16 protein-coding genes are annotated in these 18,701 nt (G+C 31.6%); 13 read left to right on the plus strand and 3 right to left on the minus strand.

Translation table 11 applies throughout. The annotated features are described in order from the left end of the window. Nucleotides 1-253 precede the first annotated feature (253 nt). Genes BUC09_RS08885 through BUC09_RS08915 form a run of 7 tightly spaced genes read left to right on the plus strand, consistent with a single transcriptional unit; the run spans nucleotide 254 to nucleotide 7,130 of the window. Nucleotides 254-2,800, plus strand: a complete 2,547-nt coding sequence (locus tag BUC09_RS08885) for an ATP-dependent Clp protease ATP-binding subunit (RefSeq protein ID WP_073310729.1) — start codon at nucleotides 254-256, stop codon at nucleotides 2,798-2,800. Nucleotides 2,801-2,858: 58 nt separating this feature from the next. After that, nucleotides 2,859-4,229, plus strand: a complete 1,371-nt coding sequence (gene rimK / locus BUC09_RS08890) for a 30S ribosomal protein S6--L-glutamate ligase (protein WP_073310731.1) — start codon at nucleotides 2,859-2,861, stop codon at nucleotides 4,227-4,229. Beyond that, nucleotides 4,229-4,732 carry a DUF421 domain-containing protein gene (locus BUC09_RS08895; RefSeq protein ID WP_073310733.1) on the plus strand — a complete coding sequence of 168 codons (504 nt, stop codon included), beginning with the start codon at nucleotides 4,229-4,231 and terminating at the stop codon, nucleotides 4,730-4,732. The genes rimK and BUC09_RS08895 overlap by 1 nt, the downstream gene beginning before the upstream one ends. 31 nt (nucleotides 4,733-4,763) lie before the next feature. Further along, nucleotides 4,764-5,750: an AbiH family protein gene (locus BUC09_RS08900; RefSeq protein ID WP_073310735.1), complete on the plus strand. Its 987-nt coding sequence runs from the start codon at nucleotides 4,764-4,766 to the stop codon at nucleotides 5,748-5,750. After that, on the plus strand, nucleotides 5,747-6,334 hold the full coding sequence (locus BUC09_RS08905) for a TMEM175 family protein (RefSeq protein ID WP_073310737.1): 588 nt from the start codon (nucleotides 5,747-5,749) through the stop codon (nucleotides 6,332-6,334). The genes BUC09_RS08900 and BUC09_RS08905 overlap by 4 nt, the downstream gene beginning before the upstream one ends. Nucleotides 6,335-6,336: 2 nt before the next feature. Next, nucleotides 6,337-6,765 carry an SRPBCC family protein gene (locus BUC09_RS08910; protein ID WP_084127167.1) on the plus strand — a complete coding sequence of 143 codons (429 nt, stop codon included), beginning with the start codon at nucleotides 6,337-6,339 and terminating at the stop codon, nucleotides 6,763-6,765. Nucleotides 6,766-6,767: 2 nt separating this feature from the next. Continuing rightward, complete coding sequence (locus BUC09_RS08915) at nucleotides 6,768-7,130, plus strand: DUF1304 domain-containing protein (protein ID WP_073310741.1); 363 nt, start codon at nucleotides 6,768-6,770, stop codon at nucleotides 7,128-7,130. Nucleotides 7,131-7,258: 128 nt separating this feature from the next. On the opposite strand, the gene BUC09_RS08920 is transcribed toward BUC09_RS08915, so the two are convergent. Together BUC09_RS08920 and hutH are read right to left on the minus strand one after the other, a co-directional pair. Next, nucleotides 7,259-7,735: a hypothetical protein gene (locus BUC09_RS08920; protein WP_073310743.1), complete on the minus strand. Its 477-nt coding sequence runs from the start codon at nucleotides 7,733-7,735 to the stop codon at nucleotides 7,259-7,261. A 6-nt stretch (nucleotides 7,736-7,741) separates the two neighbouring features. Then, nucleotides 7,742-9,244 carry a histidine ammonia-lyase gene (gene hutH / locus BUC09_RS08925; protein WP_073310745.1) on the minus strand — a complete coding sequence of 501 codons (1,503 nt, stop codon included), beginning with the start codon at nucleotides 9,242-9,244 and terminating at the stop codon, nucleotides 7,742-7,744. Nucleotides 9,245-9,375: 131 nt separating this feature from the next. Between hutH and BUC09_RS08930 the strand changes: the two genes are divergently transcribed. After that, nucleotides 9,376-10,740 (plus strand): TlpA family protein disulfide reductase, encoded by a 1,365-nt coding sequence (locus tag BUC09_RS08930; protein WP_073310747.1) that lies wholly within the window; start codon nucleotides 9,376-9,378, stop codon nucleotides 10,738-10,740. Nucleotides 10,741-10,768: 28 nt separating this feature from the next. On the opposite strand, the gene BUC09_RS08935 is transcribed toward BUC09_RS08930, so the two are convergent. Beyond that, entirely contained in the window at nucleotides 10,769-11,617 is an 849-nt protein-coding gene (locus BUC09_RS08935) for an NAD(P)H-hydrate dehydratase (RefSeq protein ID WP_073310749.1), read from the minus strand. Nucleotides 11,618-11,944: 327 nt separating this feature from the next. On the opposite strand from BUC09_RS08935, the gene thrA reads away from it, so the two are divergent. The 5 genes from thrA (at nucleotide 11,945) to BUC09_RS08960 (ending at nucleotide 18,599) form a co-directional block, all read left to right on the plus strand. Next, the gene (gene thrA / locus BUC09_RS08940; RefSeq protein ID WP_073310751.1) at nucleotides 11,945-14,386 is read left to right on the plus strand and encodes a bifunctional aspartate kinase/homoserine dehydrogenase I; all 2,442 of its coding nucleotides are present in this window, start codon (nucleotides 11,945-11,947) and stop codon (nucleotides 14,384-14,386) included. Nucleotides 14,387-14,396: 10 nt separating this feature from the next. After that, nucleotides 14,397-15,320, plus strand: a complete 924-nt coding sequence (locus BUC09_RS08945) for a homoserine kinase (protein ID WP_073311313.1) — start codon at nucleotides 14,397-14,399, stop codon at nucleotides 15,318-15,320. Nucleotides 15,321-15,332: 12 nt separating this feature from the next. Beyond that, complete coding sequence (thrC, locus tag BUC09_RS08950; protein WP_073310752.1) at nucleotides 15,333-16,622, plus strand: threonine synthase; 1,290 nt, start codon at nucleotides 15,333-15,335, stop codon at nucleotides 16,620-16,622. 75 nt (nucleotides 16,623-16,697) lie between these two features. Further along, nucleotides 16,698-17,780: a glycine cleavage system aminomethyltransferase GcvT gene (gene gcvT / locus BUC09_RS08955; protein WP_073310754.1), complete on the plus strand. Its 1,083-nt coding sequence runs from the start codon at nucleotides 16,698-16,700 to the stop codon at nucleotides 17,778-17,780. A 108-nt stretch (nucleotides 17,781-17,888) separates the two neighbouring features. Next, nucleotides 17,889-18,599, plus strand: coding sequence for a YebC/PmpR family DNA-binding transcriptional regulator (locus BUC09_RS08960; RefSeq protein WP_073310756.1), 711 nt, complete (start codon nucleotides 17,889-17,891; stop codon nucleotides 18,597-18,599). Nucleotides 18,600-18,701 lie beyond the last annotated feature (102 nt).

Genomic DNA, 18,701 nt, shown 5'->3' on the forward strand with positions numbered 1-18,701 from the left:
TTATGTTATTAATTTAATTTATTTACAAAACGCGCTAATATACGATATTTTGAGCTTATTTTTTAGTTCAACAAAAACATATTTTAACGATTTATCAACAAAAAAAAGTTAGTTTTTGTTTAATAAATTATGTTATTATTAACGTTGTTTTTAAATATTTTTTTGTCACTTAGCTGTCAGGACCCCATATAAGGAACGATTTTTGCAATTAGCCTTATAAATCATTAAATTTACATTCAAATCCTTTTTAGTTATGGATGATAATTTTTCACCAAGAGTAAAAGATGTTATTACCTACAGCAAAGAAGAGGCCTTACGTTTAGGTCACGACTTCATTGGTACTGAACATCTTATGCTTGGAATTTTAAGAGATGGTAACGGAACTGCCATTAATATTTTAAACAACCTATCTGTTGACTTAGATCATTTAAGAAAAAAAGTAGAAATATTAAGCCCTGCAAATCCTAACCCTTTAAGCGGAAACGACAAAAAGAACCTACATCTTACACGCCAAGCAGAAAGAGCTTTAAAAACCACTTTTTTAGAAGCTAAGGTTTTTCAAAGTAGCACTATAAGTACTGGACACCTATTGTTATGTATATTACGTAATGAGAACGACCCAACTACGAAATTATTAAACAAGCTGAAAATCGATTACGATACAGCAAAAGAACAATATTTAACTATGATGCCAAACGAAGAAGACTTTCAAGATAATTTTCCGAAAAATGAATCTCAGTATGGAGATGATTCGGGACAAGATGACAGCTTAAGAGAAGGGACATTTAACAACCCTGCCAATAAGTCAAATAAAAAATCTAAAACCCCAGTTTTAGATAACTTTGGTCGTGATTTAACAGAAATGGCCGAAGAAGGTAAATTAGATCCAGTAGTTGGTCGTGAAAAAGAAATTGAACGCGTATCACAGATTTTAAGTCGAAGAAAGAAAAACAACCCACTCCTAATAGGAGAACCTGGAGTTGGTAAATCTGCCATTGCTGAAGGATTAGCTTTAAGGATTATTCAGAAAAAAGTATCAAGAATTCTTTACAATAAACGTGTGGTCACTTTAGATCTAGCTTCATTAGTGGCTGGTACAAAATACCGCGGTCAGTTCGAAGAACGCATGAAAGCTGTAATGAATGAATTAGAAAAAAATGATGACATCATTCTTTTTATTGATGAAATTCATACTATTGTTGGTGCTGGTGGAGCCACAGGATCATTAGATGCTTCAAACATATTTAAACCTGCTCTTGCAAGAGGTGAAATACAATGTATTGGTGCCACAACATTAGATGAATACCGTCAATACATTGAAAAAGATGGAGCTTTAGAGCGCCGTTTTCAAAAAGTCATTGTTGATCCTACCACAATTGAAGAAACAATCACTATCCTTAATAACATAAAAGGTAAATACGAAGATCATCATAATGTAATTTATACTCCAGAAGCAGTTGAAGCTTGTGTTAAGTTAACAGAGCGTTACATGTCTGAACGATTCTTACCAGACAAGGCAATTGATGCGATGGATGAAGCAGGCTCAAGAGTTCATATTACCAATATTGATGTTCCTAAACAAATCCTTGATTTAGAACGTCAATTAGAAGAAGTGCGTGAACTTAAAAATTCTGTAGTAAAAAGACAGAAATATGAAGAAGCGGCAAAACTTCGTGACGATGAAAAAAGGCTTGAAAAAGAGTTAGCTATTGCGCAAGAACAATGGGAAGAAGATTCTAAAAACAATAGAATTCAAGTAACTGAAGATAATGTTGCAGATGTAGTTTCTATGATGACTGGAATTCCAGTAAATCGTATTGCTCAAACTGAAAGCAATAAATTAGCTAAACTACCAGAACTTATTGAAAATAAAGTAATTGGACAAAAAGATGCTGTTCAAAAAATTGCTCGAGCAATTCAAAGAAATCGCGCAGGTTTAAAAGACCCTAACAAACCTATTGGTTCATTTATTTTCTTAGGTCAAACAGGTGTTGGTAAAACTCAGTTGGCCAAAGTTTTAGCTAAAGAATTATTTGATTCAGAAGATGCGCTTATCCGCATTGACATGAGCGAGTACATGGAAAAATTTGCAATTTCAAGATTAGTTGGAGCACCTCCAGGATATGTTGGATACGAAGAAGGTGGACAGTTAACTGAAAAAGTACGTCGTAAACCTTATTGTGTTGTTTTACTTGATGAGATTGAAAAAGCACATCCTGATGTATTCAATATGATGCTTCAAGTTTTAGATGATGGTTACTTAACAGATAGCTTAGGTCGTAAAATTGATTTTAGAAATACTATTATTATTATGACATCTAATGTTGGTGCCCGTCAATTAAAAGATTTTGGTACAGGTGTTGGATTTGGAACAGCTGCAAAAACAGCTCAAGCTGATGAACATTCTAAAGGTGTAATTGAAAATGCTTTAAAGAAAACATTTGCTCCAGAGTTTTTAAATAGAATTGATGACGTTATTGTTTTCAACGCTTTAGAAAAAGAAGACATTGACTTGATCATAGAAATTGAATTAAAAAAATTATACGGTAGAATTAAAGACTTAGGCTATAACCTTAAATTGTCTGATGAAGCCAAAGCATTTATAGCTGAGAAAGGTTTTGACAAACAATTTGGAGCACGACCTTTAAAAAGAGCCATTCAAAAATACGTTGAAGACGCTCTAGCAGAAGAAATAATCACCTCGAAAATCCACGAAGGTGACACCATCGAAATGGATTTAGACAAGGATTCACAAGAGCTCAAAGTCAAAATAAAAAAAGCACAAAAACCTACTAATTAGTAGGTTTTTTTATTTCAAATAATATACTAACTTAGTTTTTTAATTAAACCCTTCTCTTATGTCACAAAGTAAAGTGATTATCGGAAGCGAAGAATGGTGCTCGTTTCCTGAATTACAAATTCCTTATATAAAAGCCCGTGTAGATTCGGGTGCAAAAACATCAGCTTTACATGCCGTAAACATTACTCCTTTTTTACGAAATAATGAAAATTGGGTACAATTTGAAGTTAATCCGCTTCAAAATAATACTAAAATAACTAAACGTTGTGAAGCGCGTTTAATAGACAAAAGAATTGTTAAAAGCTCAAGTGGATTTAGAGAACAACGTTACGTTATACAAACACAATTACAGCTTGGAGAAAAAACTTGGACTGTAGAAGTTACGCTTACCAATCGTGACTCAATGGGTTTTAGAATGCTTTTAGGACGTGAAGCGATGATGGGCAGAGTAATTGTAGACCCTGAAGAAAAGTATCAATTAGGACAAGCCTCATTTGATGAAATAAAAAATTACTATAAGTCTTCTGAAATAGTAAAAAATGGTTTGCGTATAGGAGTTCTTGCAAGTAATCCTGAATTATATAGTAATCGTAGAATCATGGAAGCTGGAGAGCTGCGCGGACACGAAATGCATTTCTTGAACATTAAAGAATGTTATATGAAACTTGATGCCACTACACCAGAAATTCATTATCGTGGTGGTCGTGTCCTAAATGATTTTGACGCCATTATCCCTCGTATTAGACCAAGTATTACTTTTTATGGATGTGCTTTAACTAGGCAGTTTGAAGCTTTGAAAGTATTCACTTTAAATTCAGCAGCATCAATAACACAATCCAGAGATAAATTATTTTCATTACAATTGCTTTTAAACCATGGTGTAGATATTCCTACAACAGGATTTGCTAATTCTCCTTTAGATACTGATGATTTGATTAAAATGGTTGGTGGTTCGCCTTTGATTGTAAAGCTTTTAGAAGGAACACAAGGAAAAGGTGTTGTTTTAGCAGAAACAAAAAAAGCTGCTGAATCTGTTATTAATGCGTTCAAAAGTTTAAATGCTAATATTCTTGTTCAAGAGTTTATTAAAGAAGCTAATGGTAAAGACTTACGCTTATTTGTTGTAGATGGCAAAGTGGTTGCTGCTATGCAACGTGAAGCAGCACCTGGAGAGTTTAGAGCAAACATTCATATGGGAGGAACAGCTTCTGTCGTGAAAGTAACTGCTGCCGAGAAAAAAATTGCTATTAAAGCTGCAAAAGCTATGGATTTAAAAGTAGCTGGAGTTGATATTATCCGTTCTTCTAAAGGTCCATTACTACTTGAAGTTAACTCTTCTCCCGGATTAGAAGGAATTGAAGGTGCAACTCATAAAGATATTGCTGGTGAAATGATTAAAGCAATTGAGAAAAACTTTAAGTTAAAATAATGAATTTGTATCTTGACATAGTACTGCGAAGTATTGCCGTGTATTTTTTTATGGTAATTGCATTACGTGTGTTTGGAAAAAAAGAACTTTCTCAATTAAATACAGCCGATATTATTTTGATATTACTAATCAGTAATTCAGTTCAAAATGCAATGGTTGGAAGTGACTCATCGCTTTTAGGAGGAATTATTGCTGCGTTTGTTTTATTTTTTATTAATTTTCTGTTTAAGAAAATTATGCTAAAGTCTTCTTTTATCAAAGAACTAGTTCAAGACAAACCAGAAATATTAATACATGATGGTAAAACTGATTATAAAACATTAGCCCGTTTAGGAATCACTTCTGATGAACTTGAAGAAGCTATGCGTGAACATGGAATTATGCATCACAATGAAGTGAAACTAGCCATGTTTGAAATTGACGGAAATATAAGCATTATTAGTGGTAACGATGAATTAAAGCAAACAAAACATAAAAGAAGAGCACATAAGTCATTGAGTTAGAAATCACATTTTTTACTTATAATTATCGAATATGAAAATTCTCTACATAATAGGAAATGGATTTGATATAAATCTTGGTTTAAAAACAAGATATACTAATTTTTACGAATATTACATAAAATCTCATTCAAATTCGGTAACGGTTAATACCTTAAAAAATCATATAGATAAAAATTTTGAAAATTGGTCAGATTTAGAGCTAGCTATAGGAACATATACTGAACAATTTAGCACCGTTGATGAATTTATTGAAGTATATGAAGATATAGGAGATAATCTAGGGGATTATTTAAAAGATCAAGAAACTTCATTTGATTTTTCAAAAATTAATATCTCTAAATTAAAAGATTATCTTGCATATCCAGAAAAATCTTTACCCAAGGCAGATGAGGAAATATTAATAAGTTTTAAAAATAATTGGCCTTCAGTAAATTGGGAGATAAACATAATAACTTTAAATTATACTAATTCTTTAGAAAAAATTTTTGATAATAAATACACCAATTTAATTTTAGGAACACATCATAGATCAAATATCATTTTAAAAGGAATGGAGCATATTCATGGTTATTGTGAAGATAGAATGATTATGGGAGTAAATGACATTTCACAGATTAAAAACCAAAGTTTTCATAACAATCAAGATATTTTAGACGCATTAGTAAAACCAAATTGCAATAAAGCTAATAAGCATACAATTGATAATCTTTGCGATTTACAAATTTCTCAAGCAAATCTAATTTGCATTTTCGGCTCTTCAATTGGAGATACTGATAACTATTGGTGGCAAGCAATTGGAGAACAACTTAAAAAAGGAGCTAAACTTATAATATTCACACGTGGTAAAGAAATAAGCAAAAGATGGAGTTATAAAAGGGCTAAATCAGAAAGAGAAATGAAGAATTATTTCTTAAACAAAACTAATCTAAATGATATCGAAAAAGAAGATTTTCGTGATAATATTTTTGTTGCAGTCAATACTGGGATGTTTAGTAATTTAATTAATGAGGAATTATGAACAAAAATAGACTTGAAGCATTTAGCGATGGAGTTTTAGCTATCATCATTACTATAATGGTTTTAGAACTCAAAACTCCTGAAGAATCTAATTTAAAATCGCTTTTAAATCTAATTCCTATTTTTATCAGTTATGTTTTAAGTTTTATCTATGTTGGCATTTACTGGAATAATCATCATCATATGATGCATACGGTAAAACAAGTTACAGGAGCAATACTTTGGGCAAATCTACATTTACTTTTTTGGCTTTCATTAGTACCATTTGCAACGGCTTGGATTGGAGAACATCATTTTGCCCCATTCCCAATGCTTTTCTATGGTTTTATTCTTCTTATGTGTGGAATTGCTTACAACATTCTTCAAAATCAAATTATAAAAACACAAGGAGAAAATTCAATTTTATCTAAAGCTATTGGCAAAGATTTGAAAGGAAAAGCTTCTCCTATTTTATATATAGTTGCTATTTTTTCTACGTATTTTCACGAAGCTATTTCGGCAGTAATCTATATTTTAGTAGCTTTAATGTGGTTAATTCCTGATAAGAGAATTGAAAAAGTATTTAAACCCGAAAAAGAAAGTTAATTATGAATACTATTTACCACGATTTTTATATTAACAAGCCTATAGAAAGAGTATTCGAAGTTGTGAGTTTTCCCAATGAAATTAACAACTGGTGGACAAAACGATGCAGTGGCAAATGTGAATTAGGAGCTGTCTATAATTTATATTTTTCGGAAGAGTACAATTGGCTTGCCGAAATAGTTAAATTAAAACACAACGAAGAAATTGAATTCAAAATGACCAAGGCTATGGATGATTGGATGCCTACAAGTTTTGGATTTATTTTAAAAGAAGAACAACCAAATGTAACATCAGTACAATTTTACCATAAAGACTGGACAGAAATAAGTAAAGAATTTAGAGTAGCCAGTTACTGTTGGGCTAATTTACTAAGACAAATGAAACAGTACATAGAAAACGGAACAATAACACCCTTTGAAGAAAGAAATTAATTATGAGTATTATAGCAAAAATTATTATTGGATTTGTAGCTTTTATCCACATTTACATTGTTTGGTTAGAAATGTTTGCCTGGACAACAAAAGCCCCAAAAGTATTTAAAACGATCCCGAAAGATTTATTTGAACCCACAAAAGTGTTAGCTGCCAACCAAGGATTATACAATGGTTTTTTAGTGGCAGGATTAATTTGGTCACTAATAATTTGCGACTTAGCGTGGTCAAAAAATGTAGCGCTATTTTTTTTAGGATGTGTCGCTGTTGCAGGAATTTATGGAGCAATTACAGCTTCTAAAAGAATTTTATACGTACAGACTTTTCCAGCAGTTTTAGGAATATTAGCTGTATTATTTCTTTAATATGAAGAGCGAAACTTCCGAACAATACAAAGTTGTATTATTTAAAAAAACTCATTGATAAAGATTTTTACCAATGAGTTTTTTTCTTTTTAATTCGATTTCTTTTATATTTTACAATGCTTTTGTATTTATCTTATCTTTATAACTTCAACATTAAAAAAAGAAGCTATACCTTTTGCAAATTCATCTGCTTCTTTACTAGATAATGCTTTTTTAAGAATAAAATCTTGATGTATATAAAATTCAATATATACTAGCCAGCCTTGATTTGTTGATGCACCATTATAGTCTATAACAATTTTTTTTATCTGATGATAATCAATTATTTTTTTATTGTTAATGTAAAGAAAGTTGTCTTTATTTTCGATTAGTCTTCTTCCATTTTGTTTCCATTCTATGTATGACTCAAAACTTTTATACATAAATATTCCAAAAACAATCAAATAACCTATAAAGAATGAATAATCTACACTATGCCAGTTAACAAAAAATAATATTCCAATTAAAAAAATAATTGCAAAAACAGCTTTTACAATTGACCAAGTCAAATCAAAAGAAAACTTATAAAAAAATGTATTATTTTCTTTAAGAAAAGTAAAAGACATCACTTACTATTCTAACCCTTCTACAAAAAAACTATTTAAGAAAGCAATAGATTTTTCAATGTCATAATGTAAAATTCTATCTTCATTTACAAGTGGAACATCTTCACGATATGTTTTCAAAAAACTTTCTACAAAGTCACTTGATTTTAATGGACGACGGAATTCGATAGCTTGTGATGCATTCATTAGCTCAATTGCCAAAATTCGCTCAAGGTTTTCCATAATTTTCAAGCATTTTGTAGCGGCATTTGCACCCATACTCACATGATCTTCCTGACCATTTGAAGAAACAATACTATCAATACTTGCAGGGGTTGCCAATTGTTTATTCTGACTCACAATGCTAGCGGCTGTATACTGCGGAATCATGAATCCTGAATTCAATCCTGGATCACTAACCAAGAATGCTGGTAATTCTCTTAATCCAGAAATCAACTGATAGGTTCTTCTCTCTGAAATGCTTCCCAATTCTGCTAAAGCTAATCCTAAAAAGTCTAAGGCTAATGCTAAAGGCTGTCCGTGGAAATTTCCACCGGAAATAATTAAATCTTCTTCAACAAAAATATTTGGATTATCAGTTACCGAATTGATTTCAGTTTTAAACACCTTTTTTACATAATCGATAGTGTCTTTTGAAGCACCATGAACTTGTGGTATACATCTAAAAGAATAAGGATCTTGAACATGCTTTTTAGCTTGCTTTATAATTTCACTTCCTTCAAGTAATTCATTAAAACGTTGTGCAGTTATAATTTGTCCCTTGTGAGGTCTAACTAAATGTATTAACTCGTTGAAAGGTTCAATTCTTCCATCAAATCCTTCTAACGAAATTGCTCCGATAACATCAGCCAAATAGGAAAATTTCATCGCTTTAAGCAAAGTATAACATCCATAAGCACTCATAAACTGAGTACCATTAAGTAGTGCTAGCCCTTCTTTTGATTTTAAAATAATTGGTTGCCATCCCATTTTTTCCAAAACCTTTGATGCAGGCTGACGGAAACCATCAACATAAACTTCTCCTTCCCCAATTAATGGCAAACACAAATGTGCCAAAGGAGCTAAATCACCTGAAGCTCCTAAAGAACCTTGAGTGTAAACTATTGGCAAGATATCATTGTTGTAAAAATCTATTAGTCGCTCTACAGTTTGCAATTGAACTCCAGAATTACCATAGCTTAAAGACTTTATTTTTAAAAGCAACATTATTTTCACCACTTCATGCGGCACTTCATCTCCAGTACCACACGCATGCGATTTCATTAAATTTTCTTGAAGCTTTGAAAGATTTTCGTTTGAAATTTTTATGTTATACAAAGAGCCAAAACCAGTATTAATTCCATAGATTGGTTCTTTTTGAGTTTCCATCTTCTTATCAAGATAAGCTCTACATTTTTCAATGTTTAATCTTGCTTCTTCTGATAATTGTAAAGTATAATTTTGAGAGATTATTTCTTGAAGTAATTCTAATGAAAACACATCAGAACTAATATAATGCACTGTATCCATTTTGGTTGTTTATTTGGATGCCAAAATTCCACAAAATGCCACTAAAAAACAAGTTAATATTAGTATTTCTTTATGATTAATTTTTAAATCGTTTCAGTACATTTGAGAATCTTAAAAATAACAACCAACTTATGAAACAGAGTATTTATAGTTTAGTTTTAATACTTACTAATTTTTTAGCGTTTTCGACAGAAACCATACCGCTTACTGGGAAAATAACAAATTCATCTACTGATAAGCTTATTGTTAGAGGTGAATTGTTTGAGAAAGAAATTGCTCTAAAACCTGATGGAACATTTTCTACAACTTTACCAATTGAATATGATGGTGTCTACTTAATAGCAACAAAAAATAATCGTGCTGCGATGTATTTAACAAAAAACAGCAAGTTAAATATTTCGGCAGATGATGCAAACTTCTACAATACCATCAAATTTGAAGGTACAGGAAGTGCTGAAAATAATTATTGGCAACAAAAAAGTGCTATTTTAATCAAAGAAATGTCTAACCCACAGGAATTTTATTCAAATGAAGAATCACTTTATTTAAATAGAATTAAAGAAATGAAAAACAACATATTAACACTATTAAACAATACTAGATTATTAGACAAATCTTTTAAAGAAAACGAAAAGAAAAGTTTAGATTATTTTGAGCAATTGCAAATTTTAGTTTACGAAAGATATCACTCACACTATGCGAAAAAAGAAGGTTTTAAAACTTCTGATAACTTTCCAAAAGTGGATCCTTTAATAAATTATGACAATGAAGTTGATTATCGTTTCTCTAGTCATTACAAACAATTAGTAAATGCTAATTTCAACAACTATTTAACTTCAAAGATAGAAAGTGGAGACGAGTACACATACAAAGTAGCTTTACCAGAAATTAAAAAAATCAAAAGTAAATCAATTAAAAATGCTTTAGTTCAAAATTTAGCTTACGAAGTTATTGCTGGAAATCCAGATTCTGAAATGCTTTATAATGAAATCATGGCACTTTCTGATAATAATAAACTTAAAGAATCTCTAACTGCAAAATATAATAAAATTAAAACAATGGCAGTTGGAAAAGCTTCTCCAACATTTGAATATGAAAACTTTAAAGGTGGTAAAACATCATTAGAAAGTTTAAAAGGAAAATATGTTTATATAGATGTTTGGGCAACTTGGTGTGGACCATGCAGAAAAGAAATTCCAAGTTTACAAAAAATTGAAGAAGACTATCATGGTAAAAACATTGAGTTTGTTAGTTTATCAATTGATGCAAAAAAAGACTACGAAAAATGGAGAAAATTTGTGGAAGAGAAAAAACTCGGAGGAATACAACTTTTTGCAGATAATGATTGGAATTCAAAATTTGTAACTGATTATGCTATAGAAGGAATACCAAGATTCATTTTAGTTGATCCAAATGGAAACATTGTTTCTGCAGATGCTCCTCGCCCATCTGATCCTAAATTAGTTGCGAAGTTTGAAGAATTAGGAATTAAATAATAAAAAAGGCTGTTTTTAACAGCCTTTTTTATTTCTCTAAAGTCAAAAATGCTTTCCCTAAATAATGTATTATATCTGAAGCTGTAAATGAATTACAACCCGTCTCAGGTACTGCTAAGTCAGCTGTTAAACCATGTAGATAAACCCCTAAAATAGAAGCATCAACCTCTTCATATCCTTGCGCTAGTAAACCTGTGATTATTCCAGTTAAAACATCACCACTCCCAGCAGTAGCTAAAGCTTGATTTCCTGTTGAGTTTATATAAACCATGGTTTTGTACACAATCATCGTTGGCGCTCCTTTTACAACAATGACAATATCATAATCATTTGAAAACGATTTAACCTTTTCAATCATTTCCTCTTCTGTACTCCAATTACCAATTAAACGCTCCAATTCCTTTCTATGAGGAGTTAAAACTGCTTTTGAAGCTAAATTTTCTAGCCAAGATTTGTTTTCCGAAAGTATATTTAATCCATCTGCATCAATTACCATTGGCAAATCATTCATTTTTAAAAACTGAAGAAAAGCTTGTTGTGTTTCTTTATGAACACCCATGCCCATTCCTATTCCAATAGATTGAATTGATAAATTATGATAAACTGACGTTATATAATCATGACATTCATCTGTAATAACCATAACTTCAGGGTTTAGAACTTGTATAATATCATAACCACATTTAGGAATATATGCAGTAACCAATCCAGCTCCCGATTTCAAACAAGCCTTTGAAGAAAGACTAACAGATCCTATTTTTCCATAGCTACCACCGATAATTAAGGCGTGACCTTGAATTCCTTTATGAGCCTTTTTTTCAATAGGTCTAAATTTACTTTTAACTAGTTCAATATCTACATTAACATACTTTTTCATCACATAAATTTAAGAAATACATTTTAAAATTTATTTTATAAAAAATGATTTTGAATAACAAAAAAATGTAGATTTGTATTATGTTGATTAACAATAACGGATATAGCATTAAAACTACAACCAATTCTTCGGTTGCGTTTTTTGCTACAGTTACATCAACAACTACTACAACTACCCCTCTAGGGGTATAATCATTTCATATAATCCTTTTGTATACGTGTATTTTTTTACACGCTACTAGTTGTTTTTTCAACTCACTTATTCTATTAATCAAATTAAAATCTGTTGTCACAATAAAACAATCAGATTTACTAAAATATATTTATCATGAAAGTTTTAAAGTTTGGTGGAACTTCGGTTGCCAACCCTCAAAACATATTACAATGCATTTCTGTAATCAATAATATTCCAGGCAAAAAAATAGTTATTGTATCTGCTTTAGGAGGAATAACAGATGCATTAATAAATGCTTTAATCAAGGCTCAAAATAAAGACATGAGCTATAAAATAGAATTAGAAGAAATTAAAAAAAGGCATCTTCAAACTGCTAATGATCTTCTAAAACAAGAGAATCAAAAAGAGATTTTTACTTATATAGATCAATCTTTTTTACATATTAGTAATATATTAGAAGGATGTTTCCTTCTTGGTGAAATTTCAAACAAATCAAAAGATGTATTACTTTCCTATGGAGAACTTCTTGCTTCTAAAATAATTTACGAAAAGCTTAAACATGTTTGCAAAAAAGTAAGTTACATAGACAGTCGAAGGCTACTAACTTCTGATTCTAATTACGGAAATGCTAGTGTCAATTTCGAAATTACTGATTATTCTATTCAATATTATTTTGATAAAAATCAAGCGGAAATAACAATACTTCCAGGTTTTATTGCAGAAGACAGTAACGGAGATACTACTACTTTAGGTAGAGGTGGTTCCGATTACACTGCGGCCATTATTGCTGCTGCTCTAGATGCAGAAAGGCTAGAAATTTGGACTGATGTAAGCGGAATGTTTACAGCTAATCCAAAAGTTGTAAAACAAGCCAAACCAATCACGAATATTTCCTATAAAGAAGCGATGGAATTGTCTCATTTTGGAGCCAAAGTTTTGTATGCACCCACTATTCAGCCCGTTTTAAACAAAAACATTCCGATTCTAATTAAAAACACTTTTGAACCTGAAGCTCAAGGAACACTTATTTCTAGTGAAAATTTTCCAAATCTTAATCCTGTGAAAGGCATAAGTCATATCGATAATATTGCTTTGATTACTTTAGAAGGTACTGGATTGATTGGCATTTACGGTGCTTCTAAAAGACTCTTCGGTGCCATTGCAAAGGAAAAAATAAACATTGTTTTTATCACTCAAGCTTCTTCAGAACATTCCATTTGCATTGGCATTACTGAAAATGAAGCTCAAAAAGCAAAACAAGCCATAAATGAAGAATTTGCTTATGAAATAAAACTATTTAAAATTAAGCCGGCCTTAGTTGAAACCGGATTAAGCATCATTGCCATTGTTGGGGAAAATATGAAAAGCCATCAAGGATTGAGTGGTAAAATGTTTAGTGCTTTAGGTAAAAATAATGTGAACATTAGAGCCATTGCACAAGGCGCTTCCGAGCGTAATATTTCGGCAGTTATCAACAATAAAGATGTAAAAAAAGCACTCAACACTTTACATGAAAAATTCTTTGAAGATCAAGTTAAGCAAGTCAATCTTTTCATTGGGGGTGTAGGCAATGTTGGTAGTAAATTTATTGAGCAAATCCAGCAGCAAAGAAAATACTTGAAAGACAATCTTAAGTTAAACGTTCGGGTGATTGCACTTTCCAATTCCCAAAAAATGCATTTTAACGAAGACGGTATTTCGCTTGAGAACTGGAAAGAAGTTCTAGAAAATGGAGAAAAAGCATGCATTAATAAATTCATTTCCATTGCAGAACAACTAAATTTACGCAACAGTATTTTTATAGATAATACTGCAAATGAAAATATTGCAGCAGTTTATGACAGATTCTTAAAACAAAATATTTCGGTAGTGACTTGCAACAAAATTGCATGCTCTTCTAATTATGAAAATTACAAGAACTTAAAATTACTTTCTAAAAAATACAATGCTCCTTTTTTATTTGAAACTAATGTGGGTGCTGGTTTACCAATTATTGACACACTCAAAAACTTAGTTGCATCTGGTGATAAAGTTCATAAAATCCAAGCGGTTTTATCTGGAAGTTTGAATTTTATTTTCAATAATTTCGATAGCGATTATAGCTTTCATGATGTGGTAAAACAAGCTGGAATTGAAGGCTACACTGAACCTGACCCGAAAATTGATTTAAGTGGAATTGATGTAATGCGTAAAATTTTAATTCTGATTCGAGAAAGTGGTTATGAAATGGAAATCGATCAAATTCAAAATGAATCCTTTTTACCCAAAGAAGTTTTGAATGCCAAATCCATATCAGAATTTTTTAGCAATCTAAAAAAACACGAATCTCATTTTAATGATTTGTACCAACAAGCCGTAACTCAAAACTGTCGATTAAAATATGTTGCTGAATTTGAAACCGGTAAAGCTAAAGTTGGTTTACAACTTATTAATAAAGAGCACCCTTTTTACAATTTAGAAGGCAAAGATAACATCGTTTTGTTTTATACTGACCGTTATAGCGATCAACCGTTATTGATAAAAGGAGCTGGAGCAGGTGCTGCAGTCACAGCTTCAGGAATTTTTGCAGATGTAATTAGAATTGGAAACAACTAAATTTAAAAAAATGAACAAAATAAAACTATTTTGCCCTGCAACAGTAGCTAATATTTGTTGTGGATTTGACGTTTTAGGACTCTGTTTGAGCACCATAGGCGATGAAATGATTATTCATAAATCGTCAAAAAAAGGCATACGAATCACCAAAATAACCGGAGCTGATTTACCATTTGAAACAGAGAAAAATGTTGCAGGTGTTGCCGCCTTAGCGCTCCTCAAAGATCTTGATATCGACTTTGGCTTCGACATTGAAATTCATAAAAAAATTAAAGCCGGTAGCGGAATCGGAAGTTCTGCGGCTAGTGCTGCTGGTGCCGTTTTTGGAATTAATGAGTTACTAGGTCAGCCCTATTCTAGAAAAGAATTGGTGGAATTTGCTATGAAAGGAGAAGCTTTAGCTAGTGGCAGTGAGCATGCAGACAATGTTGCTCCGGCTCTTTTGGGCGGATTTACTCTAGTTCGTGGTTACAATCCATTGGATGTGATTCGAATTGAAAGTCCTGCCGAGTTATATGTTACGGTTGTTCATCCTCAAATTGAATTGAAAACTTCAGAAATGCGCGCTGTTTTAAAACCAGAAATCACTCTAAAAAGTGCTATCACTCAATGGGGAAATCTTGGAGGATTAATTGCTGGATTATACACCGAAGATTATGAGCTTATAAAGCGTTCTTTACACGATGAAATTGTAGAACCACTGCGAAGTCCATTTATTCCTAACTTTGATTTAGTTAAGAATAGCGCTTTGAAAAACAATGCTTTAGGATGTGGGATTTCGGGTTCAGGACCATCAATTTTTACTTTAAATAAAGGAATTAAAATAGCTAATAATATTGCTGTTATAATGAAAGATATATACTCAAAAACCAATATACCTTTTGAAATTCATATTTCAAAAATCGATTCACAAGGTATTCGTATTATCAACTAAGAAAATAAAAAAATGAAGTATTACAGTCTAAATAAAAAACAGCATAAAGTTACTTTTCAGAAAGCTTTAATTAGCAGTTTGGCTCCTGATAATGGTTTGTACTTTCCTAAAAAAATAACACCACTTCCCTACTCTTTTTTCGAGACTATTGAACAGCTAAGTAATGAAGAAATCGCTTTTGCAGCAATACAGCAATTCATAGGAGATGAAATTCCTGAAACCAATTTAAAACAAATTATTAAAGAAACCTTATGCTTTGAATTTCCGATTGTTCTAATTAACGAAACCTGTTATTCCCTCGAGTTATTTCACGGACCTACTATGGCGTTTAAAGACGTTGGTGCGCGATTTATGTCTCGATGCTTAAGTTATTTCAATCAGCATAATGCAAAAACAACAACTATTTTAGTTGCTACTTCCGGAGACACTGGCGGTGCGGTCGCCAATGGTTTTTTTAATACAGAAAATGTCAATGTAGTAATTCTTTACCCTAGTGGAAAAGTAAGTGATTTTCAGGAATTGCAATTAACAACACTTGGAGAAAACATTTCTGCGCTTAAAGTAAATGGTACTTTTGACGATTGTCAAGCAATGGTGAAAAAAGCTTTTTCAGATATTGATTTGAAGTATAAAAATTTAACTTCTGCAAATTCTATAAATATTGCGCGTTGGCTTCCGCAAATGTTTTATTTTTTCTTTGCTTATCGCGAATTAAAAAAACATAACAAATCAATTGTATTATCTTGTCCAAGTGGTAATTTCGGAAATCTGTGTGCTGGAATATTAGCAAAAAAACTTGGCTTACCCATTTCTCATTTCATTGCAGCCACCAATGCTAATGATACCGTTCCAAGATTTCTTGTTCATGGAGAGTTTCAACCAAAACAGACTATTGCTACAATATCTAATGCTATGGATGTAAGTAATCCGAGTAATTTTATCAGAATCCAGGAATTATATAATCATGATTTAAATACTTTTAAAAAAGATTTTTCAGCCTATTCTTTTACTGACGAAGAAACAAAAGATGCTATGCAACTTTTATACAAAAACTATCACTATGTATCTGAGCCACATGGCGCAATTGGCTACTTAGGACTTCAAGAAGAATTGAAAAAGAAATCTGATTCAATTGGTGTATTTCTAGAAACCGCCCATCCAATTAAATTTTCAGAAATTGTAGAATCAACTTTACAAATCAATTTAGCAGTACCAGAACAAATTGAAAGTATAATGAATAAAGAAAAAAAGAGTATTCAAATTGCCACATATGATCAACTTAAAGATTATTTACTATCCTAATTTCCTTTTTTAACCACTTTGCAACTCGATAAAAAATAGGTACATTAGCGCTCGAAAATAATTTTACAACACAATATGAAAAATACAGCATTAACGCACATTCACGAAAGTTTAGGAGCTAAAATGGTTCCATTTGCAGGTTACAATATGCCTGTTCAATACGAAGGAGTTAACATAGAACATGAAACTGTTCGTAATGGCGTGGGAGTTTTTGATGTTTCACATATGGGAGAATTCTTTTTGAAAGGTGAAAATGCTTTAGCTTTAATTCAGAAAGTAACTTCTAACGATGCTTCAAAATTAGTTGATGGAAAAGCACAATACTCATGCCTGCCAAATAACGAAGGCGGAATTGTTGATGATTTAATTGTATACAAAATTGCTGACAATCACTATATGTTGGTTGTAAATGCTTCAAACATTGAAAAAGACTGGAATTGGATTTCATCTCACAACGACTTAGGAGTTGAAATGATTGATAACTCTGATGCATATTCGTTATTAGCAATTCAAGGCCCTAAAGCTGCTGAAGCTATGCAATCGCTAACGTCTATTGATTTAGTTAACATGCCTTATTATTCATTCCAAATTGGAGAATTTGCTGGTGTAAACGATGTGATTGTTTCGGCTACAGGTTATACAGGTTCTGGAGGATTTGAAATTTATTTCAAAAATGAAGATGCGGCAACTATCTGGGCTAGAGTTTTTGAAGCTGGTGCTGCTTTCGGAATCAAACCAATTGGTTTAGCAGCTCGTGATACATTACGTTTAGAAATGGGCTTCTGTTTATACGGAAACGATATCAATGATACAACTTCACCATTAGAAGCTGGCTTAGGTTGGATTACAAAATTTGACAAAGAGTTTACTAATTCAGTTAATCTTAAGAAACAAAAAGAAGAAGGAGTTACTCGTAAACTAGTTGCTTTTGAATTAATAGAAAGAGGAATTCCTCGTCACGATTATGAAATTGTTGATGCTAATGGAAATATTATAGGAATTGTTACCTCTGGTACTCAATCACCTTCAATGAATAAAGGTATTGGATTAGGGTATGTTCCAACAGCATTTTCAACAGTAGATTCTGAAATTTTCATTAGAATCAGAAATAAAGACATTGCTGCTAAAGTGGTTAAATTACCATTCTACAAAAAATAATTTCAAAAGGAGGCTCTAAAGAACCTCCTTTTTTGGCAAAATGCATTAATAGTTTTATTTTTGCACTCTAATTTATAGAAACTTAGAAACTAAAATATATTCTTAGAAATGGGAAGAGCGTTCGAATTTAGAAAAGCACGTAAAATGAAGCGTTGGTCAGCAATGGCAAAAACGTTTACAAAAATTGGTAAAGATATTGTAATGGCAGTTAAAGAAGGAGGTCCAAATCCTGAAACTAACTCACGTTTAAGAGCAGTAATACAAAATGCAAAAGCTGCCAACATGCCAAAAGACAATGTTGATCGTGCGATAAAAAAAGCATCAGATAAAGATACAGCAAACTATAAAGAAGTATTGTTCGAAGGATATGCACCTCATGGAATTGCAATTTTAATCGAAACTGCTACTGATAACAATAATAGAACTGTTGCCAACATAAGAAGTTATTTCAACAAATGTAATGGACAATTAGGCACACAAGGTTCTGTTGAATTTATGTTTGATCATACATGTAACTTTAGAATTCCAGCTGAAGGACAAGATGTTGAAGAATTAGAATTAGAAATGATTGATTTTGGAGTAGAAGAAATTTTCGCTGACGAAGATGGAATTGTAATGTATGCTCCTTTTGAAAGTTTTGGTGCTATTCAAAAAGAATTAGAAAACCGTGGTATAGAAGTTTTGTCATCAGGTTTTGAAAGAATTCCACAAATCACTAAAGAACTAACAGCTGAGCAAGTTGCTGATGTTGAGAAGTTATTAGAAAAAATTGAAGAGGATGACGACGTAATGAACGTTTTCCATACAATGCAAGAATAATTTATCCAATTATATATTAAAAACTCCTGAAAATTCAGGAGTTTTTTTATTTATATGAGAATTATATAATTCTTAATAGAAATCATGTAAAGCGTTTTGCCT

This window comes from Flavobacterium terrae (assembly GCF_900142035.1).
GTDB classification, from domain to species: domain Bacteria; phylum Bacteroidota; class Bacteroidia; order Flavobacteriales; family Flavobacteriaceae; genus Flavobacterium; species Flavobacterium terrae.

Excerpts from the sequence above, each read along its gene's own strand:
- BUC09_RS08885 (WP_073310729.1), top strand. The coding sequence starts at position 254 with ATGGATGATAATTTTTCACCAAGAGTAAAAGATGTTATTACCTACAGC.
- rimK (WP_073310731.1), top strand. The coding sequence starts at position 2,859 with ATGTCACAAAGTAAAGTGATTATCGGAAGCGAAGAATGGTGCTCGTTT.
- BUC09_RS08895 (WP_073310733.1), top strand. The coding sequence starts at position 4,229 with ATGAATTTGTATCTTGACATAGTACTGCGAAGTATTGCCGTGTATTTT.
- BUC09_RS08900 (WP_073310735.1), top strand. The coding sequence starts at position 4,764 with ATGAAAATTCTCTACATAATAGGAAATGGATTTGATATAAATCTTGGT.
- BUC09_RS08905 (WP_073310737.1), top strand. The coding sequence starts at position 5,747 with ATGAACAAAAATAGACTTGAAGCATTTAGCGATGGAGTTTTAGCTATC.
- BUC09_RS08910 (WP_084127167.1), top strand. The coding sequence starts at position 6,337 with ATGAATACTATTTACCACGATTTTTATATTAACAAGCCTATAGAAAGA.
- BUC09_RS08915 (WP_073310741.1), top strand. The coding sequence starts at position 6,768 with ATGAGTATTATAGCAAAAATTATTATTGGATTTGTAGCTTTTATCCAC.
- BUC09_RS08920 (WP_073310743.1), bottom strand. The coding sequence starts at position 7,735 with ATGTCTTTTACTTTTCTTAAAGAAAATAATACATTTTTTTATAAGTTT.
- hutH (WP_073310745.1), bottom strand. The coding sequence starts at position 9,244 with ATGGATACAGTGCATTATATTAGTTCTGATGTGTTTTCATTAGAATTA.
- BUC09_RS08930 (WP_073310747.1), top strand. The coding sequence starts at position 9,376 with ATGAAACAGAGTATTTATAGTTTAGTTTTAATACTTACTAATTTTTTA.
- BUC09_RS08935 (WP_073310749.1), bottom strand. The coding sequence starts at position 11,617 with ATGAAAAAGTATGTTAATGTAGATATTGAACTAGTTAAAAGTAAATTT.
- thrA (WP_073310751.1), top strand. The coding sequence starts at position 11,945 with ATGAAAGTTTTAAAGTTTGGTGGAACTTCGGTTGCCAACCCTCAAAAC.
- BUC09_RS08945 (WP_073311313.1), top strand. The coding sequence starts at position 14,397 with ATGAACAAAATAAAACTATTTTGCCCTGCAACAGTAGCTAATATTTGT.
- thrC (WP_073310752.1), top strand. The coding sequence starts at position 15,333 with ATGAAGTATTACAGTCTAAATAAAAAACAGCATAAAGTTACTTTTCAG.
- gcvT (WP_073310754.1), top strand. The coding sequence starts at position 16,698 with ATGAAAAATACAGCATTAACGCACATTCACGAAAGTTTAGGAGCTAAA.
- BUC09_RS08960 (WP_073310756.1), top strand. The coding sequence starts at position 17,889 with ATGGGAAGAGCGTTCGAATTTAGAAAAGCACGTAAAATGAAGCGTTGG.